The sequence below is a fragment of the Allobosea sp. ASV33 genome, from assembly GCF_016428755.1.
In the GTDB taxonomy this organism is placed as follows: Bacteria; Pseudomonadota; Alphaproteobacteria; order Rhizobiales; family Beijerinckiaceae; genus Allobosea.
The window spans coordinates 1-5926 of sequence record NZ_JAELTI010000165.1 but is presented as its reverse complement, the minus strand read 5'-3'; the positions used below and the strand labels follow the sequence as shown (position 1 = coordinate 5926).

The window sequence follows — 5926 nt, the reverse complement described above, 5'->3', positions numbered from 1 at the left end:
ATCTGGGGCCGGTCAAGTTCGCGACCGTGGCCGCCATGGTCTGGGGCATCGCCGGCTTCGCGGTCGGCCTGCTCATCGCCTCGCAGCTCGCTTTCCCGGCGCTGAATTTCGATCTGCCCTGGATCAATTTCGGCCGGATGCGGCCGCTGCATACCTCGGCGGTGATCTTCGCCTTCGGTGGCAACGTGCTGATCGGCACGTCATTCTACGTCGTGCAGCGCACCTGCCGGGCGCGACTGGCGGGCATCCTGTCGCCCTGGTTCGTCGTGCTCGGCTACAACTTCTTCATCGTCATCGCCGGCACCGGCTACCTGCTGGGCATCACCCAGGGCAAGGAATATGCCGAGCCGGAATGGTATGCCGATCTCTGGTTGACCATCGTCTGGGTCGTCTACCTCCTGGTCTTCCTGGGCACGGTGATGAAGCGCCGGGAGCCGCATATCTATGTGGCGAACTGGTTCTATCTCGGCTTCATCCTGACCATCGCGGTCCTGCATGTCGGCAACAACGTCGCCGTGCCGGTTTCGGTGCTGTCGCCGCGCTCCTACGGCCTCTGGTCGGGCGTGCAGGATGCGATGTTCCAGTGGTGGTATGGCCATAACGCGGTCGGCTTCTTCCTCACCGCCGGCTTCCTCGCGATCATGTACTATTTCGTGCCGAAGCGTGCCGAGCGGCCGATCTACAGCTACAGGCTCTCGATCATCCATTTCTGGGCCCTGATCTTCATCTATATCTGGGCCGGTCCGCACCATCTTCACTACACTGCGCTGCCCGACTGGGCGCAGACGCTCGGCATGACATTTTCGATCATGCTGTGGATGCCCTCCTGGGGCGGCATGATCAACGGCATCATGACCCTGTCCGGCGCCTGGGACCGGCTGCGCACCGACCCGGTGCTGCGGATGATGGTGGTCTCGCTCGCCTTCTACGGCATGGCCACCTTCGAAGGGCCGCTGATGTCGATCAAGGCGGTCAACGGCCTGTCGCACTACACCGATTGGACCATCGGCCATGTCCATGCCGGCGCGCTCGGCTGGGTCGCCTATATCTCCTTCGGCGCGATCTACTGCCTCGTGCCCTGGCTCTGGAACCGCAAGGGGCTCTACTCGCTCAGGCTGGTGAGCTGGCATTTCTGGATCTCGACGCTCGGCATCGTCTTCTACATCTGCGCGATGTGGGTGTCCGGCATCCTCCAGGGCCTGATGTGGCGCGCCTACACCGCGCTCGGCTTCCTCGAATATTCCTTCATCGAGACCGTCGCGGCGATGCATCCCTTCTATGTGATCCGCGCCTTGGGCGGCGCCCTGTTCCTGGTCGGCGCGCTGATCATGGCCTTCAACCTCTGGATGACCGTGCGCTCGGAGAGCGCGGCCGAGATGCCGCGCGTGGATGAGGCGCCGACCCCGCTGGCCATGGCCGTCTGAAGGAGTTCCGGCAATGACGAGCATCGAACACAAGCCCGCGCGCCGGTCGCTCTGGGCCAAGCACAAGATCTTCGAGACCAACTCGATCATCCTGCTCATCGGCGTCCTGCTGGTGATCTCGATCGGCGGCCTCGTCGAGATCGCGCCGCTCTTCTACTTGAAGAACACGATCGAGACGGTGCAGGGCATGCGTCCCTATACGCCGCTCGAGATCGCCGGCCGCGCGATCTACGTCCGCGAAGGCTGCTATCTCTGCCACAGCCAGATGATCCGGCCGCTCCGCGACGAGGTCGAGCGCTACGGGCACTACTCGCTCGCGGCCGAGAGCATGTACGACAAGCCTTTCCAGTGGGGCTCCAAGCGCATCGGGCCGGACCTCGCCCGCGTCGGCGGCAAGTATTCCGACGAATGGCATCGCCTGCATCTGATGGACCCGCGGCTGATCGTGCCGCAGTCGATCATGCCGGGCTATCCTTTCCTGGGGAAGACCGAGCTGAACTATAGCGACATCGCCGACGATCTGCGCGCCAACCGCGCCGGCGGGGTGCCTTATACCGACGAGATGATCGCGCAGGCGCAGAGCGACCTGAAGGCGCAGGCGACCCCGGACCATCCCGGCCAGGCCGCGCTGGAGAAGCGTTACCCCAAGGCGCAGTCGCGCGATTTCGACGGCGATCCGCAGCGCATCACCGAAGCCGACGCCCTGATCGCCTATCTCCAGGCGCTCGGCACGATGGTCGACTTCAAGCTCTACGACGACAAGGCCAACATCCGCTGAGCGAGGCTGCCATGCAAACGACCTATCACTGGCTCGCCGGCTTCGCCCAGTCCGCCGGCCTGCTCTACTTCGTCGCCGTCTTCCTCGGCGTCTGCCTCTACGCCTTCTGGCCGAAGAACCGCGCCCGCTTCGAGCAAGCCGCGCTCAATCCGCTGCGCGAGGACTGAACGATGGACCCGCATCACGAAGCCCCGCATATCGACCCTCACACCGGCATCGCCACCACCGGCCATGAATGGGACGGCATCCGCGAGCTCAACACGCCGCTGCCGCGCTGGTGGCTCGGCATGTTCTACGCCTGCATCGTCTGGGCCTTCGGCTACTGGATCGTCTATCCCGCCTGGCCGCTCCTGACCGACACCACCAAGGGTGTGATCGGCTATGCCAGCCGCGCCGATATCAGCGCCGATATGGCGCAATTGAAGGCCCAGCGCGCCGTCCAGGCCGCCGGCATGACCGACGCCACGCCGGCGCAGATCAAGGCCGACCCCACCCTGTTCCAGATCGCGATGGCGCAGGGCAAGGCCGCCTTCGGCGACAACTGCGCCGGCTGCCACGGCGTCGGCGGCGCCGGTGCCAAGGGCTATCCGAACCTCAACGACGACGACTGGCTCTGGGGCGGCTCGCTCGACGCGATCCGGCAGACCATCACCCATGGCATCCGCGTCGCCGGCAACGACGAGACGCGGGTGAGCCAGATGCCGGCCTTCGGCCGCGACGGCTTGCTCAAGCGCGACGAGATCGTCGCCGTCGCCAACCATGTCCGCGAACTCGCCGGCCTTTCGACCGAGCCCAAGGCCGATCTCGCGCTCGGCCGCAAGCTCTTCGCGGACAATTGCGCCGCCTGCCATGGCGAAGCCGGCAAGGGCAACCAGGAGATGGGCGCGCCCAACCTGACCGACGCGATCAGCCTCTACGGCATGGACGTGGCCTCGCTGACCGAGACCATCGCCAACAGCCGCAATGGCGTGATGCCGGCCTGGGGCGGGCGCCTCGATGCGACGACGATCAAGGCGCTGACCGTCTACGTCCACTCGCTCGGGGGAGGGCAGTAGCGTGAGCACGGCCGGGGCCGATCCCGACGACATCCCGCTTTTCGCTGCGTCGGCGAAGGTCTATCCGCAAAGCGTGTCCGGCGCGTTCCGGCGCGCGAAATGGGTGATCCTGTTCCTGTGTCTCGGCATCTACTACCTGCTGCCGTTCCTGCGCTGGGACCGCGGCCCGCATCTGCCTGACCAGGCGGTGCTGGCCGACATCGCCAATGGACGCTTCTACTTCTTCTTCATCGAGATCTGGCCGCAGGAGGTCTATTACTTCACCGGCCTGCTGATCCTGGCCGCCTTCGCGCTCTTCCTGATGAATGCCGTCGCGGGCCGGGTCTGGTGCGGCTATCTCTGCCCGCAGACAGTCTGGACCGATCTTTTCCTCGTCGTCGAACGCTTCTTCGAGGGGGACCGGCGCGAGCGCATGCGCCTCGACGCAGCGCCGTGGAGCTTCGGCAAGCTCTGGCGCAAGGTGGCCAAGCACGCGGTCTGGCTCGTTATCGCCTGGTGGACCGGTGGGGCCTGGGTGCTCTATTTCGCCGATGCGCCGACGCTGGTGCGTGAGCTCGCGACCCTCACCGCGCCCGTCTCGGCCTATGTCTGGATCGCGATCCTGACCTTCACGACCTATTCGCTCGCCGGCATCATGCGCGAGCAGGTCTGCAAGTTCATGTGCCCCTGGCCGCGCATTCAGGCGGCCCTGACCGACGACGAGGCGCTCAACGTCACCTATCGCTACGATCGCGGCGAACCCCGGGTTTCGGTCAAGCAGGGCTTGAGGCTGAAGGCGGAGGGCGCGCCGGCCGGCGATTGCATCGACTGCCATCAATGCGTCGCGGTCTGTCCCGTGGGCATCGATATCCGTGACGGCGCCCAGCTCGACTGCATCCAGTGCGGGCTGTGCATCGACGCCTGCGACACCGTCATGGCCAAGGTCGACCGCCCGAAACGCTTGATCGCCTACGACACCGACAACAACATCAAGCGCCGCATCGCCGGCAAGCCCGCCATCTACCGCCCGTTCCGGGCGCGCACGGCAATCTATACGGTGCTGATCGCCGTGGTCGGCGGCGCCATGCTCTGGCAGCTCGCGACGCGCCGCACGGCCGAAATTTCGGTTCTGCACGAGCGCGCGCCGCTCTTCGTGACGCTGAGCGACGGCTCGATCCGCAATGCCTATACCGTCCGCCTGCTCAACAAGCGCCCGGAACCGCGCCCCTTCGCGCTGACCGTCGACGGGTTGGCGGGCATCCGCATCGAAGCGGTCGGCGTCGCGCCGACGGCCGATCTCAGGCCCGTGGTGACCGTCGATCCCGATACCTCGCGCGAGGTGCGCGTGCTCGTCACCGTGCCGGCCGGCGTGCCGCTCGAGGCGTCGCAGGCCATCACCATCACGGCCTCGGATCTCTTCGCCGGGGAGACCGTGCGCGCGACCGATCACTTCATGGCGCCCGGACCCAAACAATGAGCTGCTGCGGAGTTTTCCTGATGTCCTGCGACACCCCCGCCGCCCCGCGCCCGCGCCGCCCCTTCAAGCTGACCGGCGGTATGGTCGCGGCGATGCTCGTGCTGTTCTTTGGCGTCATCGTCTCGGTCAATGCGACGATCCTGACGGTCGCGCTGCGCACCATGCCGGGTGTCGAGACAGGCAGCGCCTATGAGGATAGTCAGCATTTCAACGAGGAGATCACCCGCCAGCACGCGCGCGATGCCCGCGGCTGGAAGGCGAGCGCCACAGTCGCAAGGCAAGGCGAGGGCGCAATGCTGGGCGTGACCCTGGCCGATCGCCTCGGCACGCCGCTCTCCGGCTTCACGACGACGGCGCGGTTGCGGCATCCCGCCACCGCCGCACGAGACCTCGCGGTCGCTTTGAACGAGCGCGAACCCGGACGCTACGACGCCGTCGTCGACAGGATCGAAGACGGCCGCTGGATCCTCGAATTGCAGGCGCGGCGTGGCGAGGAGGTCGTGTTCGTCTCGCGCAGCCGCATCACCCTGCCGGAGAAGTGACATGGCGGCGCAGGATCCGTCGACCCGGGATCTCTCGATCTTCGTCCGCCATCGCGATGGCGGCATCGCCAGCATGGAGCTGGCGGTCGACGGCATCCGCTGCGCCGGCTGCATGCAGGCGATCGAGAACGGGCTCGGCCGCGAGCCTGCCATCCTCGGCGCTCGCGTCAATCTCGCGCTGAAGCGCGTCTCGGTCGAATGGCGCGAGGCGCTAATGCGACCGGAGGCGGTCGTCGACAAGCTCGGCGCGCTCGGCTTCAAGGCCTATCCCTTCGTGGCCGAGAAGCAGGAGGATGGCGCCGTCGCGGAGGAGCGCAGCCTGATGCGTCGCCTCGGCGTCGCCGGATTCGCCTCGATGAACATCATGCTGCTCTCGGTCGCGGTCTGGGCCGGCAATAGCGGCGATATCGACCCGACGACGCGCGACTTCTTCCACTGGCTCTCGGCGCTGATCGCCCTGCCGACCGCGGCCTATGCCGGCCGGCCCTTCTTCGAGAGCGCGCTGCGCGCCTTGAAGGCCGGGGCCGTCAACATGGACGTGCCGATCACCATCGGCGTCGTGCTGGCGCTCGCCATGTCCGTCGCCGAGACCTGGACCCACGGCCGCCACGCTTATTTCGACGGCGTTGTGATGCTGCTCTTCTTCCTGCTGATCGGGCGCTATCTCGACC

Annotated in this window: 7 protein-coding genes; all 7 read left to right on the top strand. The window is 66.3% G+C overall.

The window, feature by feature from the left end:
• A partial coding sequence (ccoN, locus tag JHD80_RS26475; protein ID WP_199093455.1) for a cytochrome-c oxidase, cbb3-type subunit I occupies nucleotides 1–1424 on the top strand: 1424 nt, incomplete at its 5' end.
• Nucleotides 1425–1437: 13 nt separating this feature from the next.
• Complete coding sequence (gene ccoO, locus JHD80_RS26470; protein ID WP_199093453.1) at nucleotides 1438–2202, top strand: cytochrome-c oxidase, cbb3-type subunit II; 765 nt, start codon at nucleotides 1438–1440, stop codon at nucleotides 2200–2202.
• Nucleotides 2203–2213: 11 nt separating this feature from the next.
• Complete coding sequence (locus JHD80_RS26465) at nucleotides 2214–2369, top strand: cbb3-type cytochrome c oxidase subunit 3 (RefSeq protein ID WP_199093451.1); 156 nt, start codon at nucleotides 2214–2216, stop codon at nucleotides 2367–2369.
• 3 nt (nucleotides 2370–2372) lie between these two features.
• The gene (ccoP, locus tag JHD80_RS26460; RefSeq protein ID WP_199093449.1) at nucleotides 2373–3257 is read left to right on the top strand and encodes a cytochrome-c oxidase, cbb3-type subunit III; all 885 of its coding nucleotides are present in this window, start codon (nucleotides 2373–2375) and stop codon (nucleotides 3255–3257) included.
• Between the two features lies 1 nt (nucleotide 3258).
• Nucleotides 3259–4713 (top strand): cytochrome c oxidase accessory protein CcoG, encoded by a 1455-nt coding sequence (gene ccoG / locus JHD80_RS26455; RefSeq protein WP_199093447.1) that lies wholly within the window; start codon nucleotides 3259–3261, stop codon nucleotides 4711–4713.
• A 20-nt stretch (nucleotides 4714–4733) separates the two neighbouring features.
• Nucleotides 4734–5255, top strand: a complete 522-nt coding sequence (locus JHD80_RS26450) for a FixH family protein (protein WP_199093445.1) — start codon at nucleotides 4734–4736, stop codon at nucleotides 5253–5255.
• A 1-nt stretch (nucleotide 5256) separates the two neighbouring features.
• A partial coding sequence (locus tag JHD80_RS26445) for a cation transporter (RefSeq protein ID WP_199093443.1) occupies nucleotides 5257–5926 on the top strand: 670 nt, incomplete at its 3' end.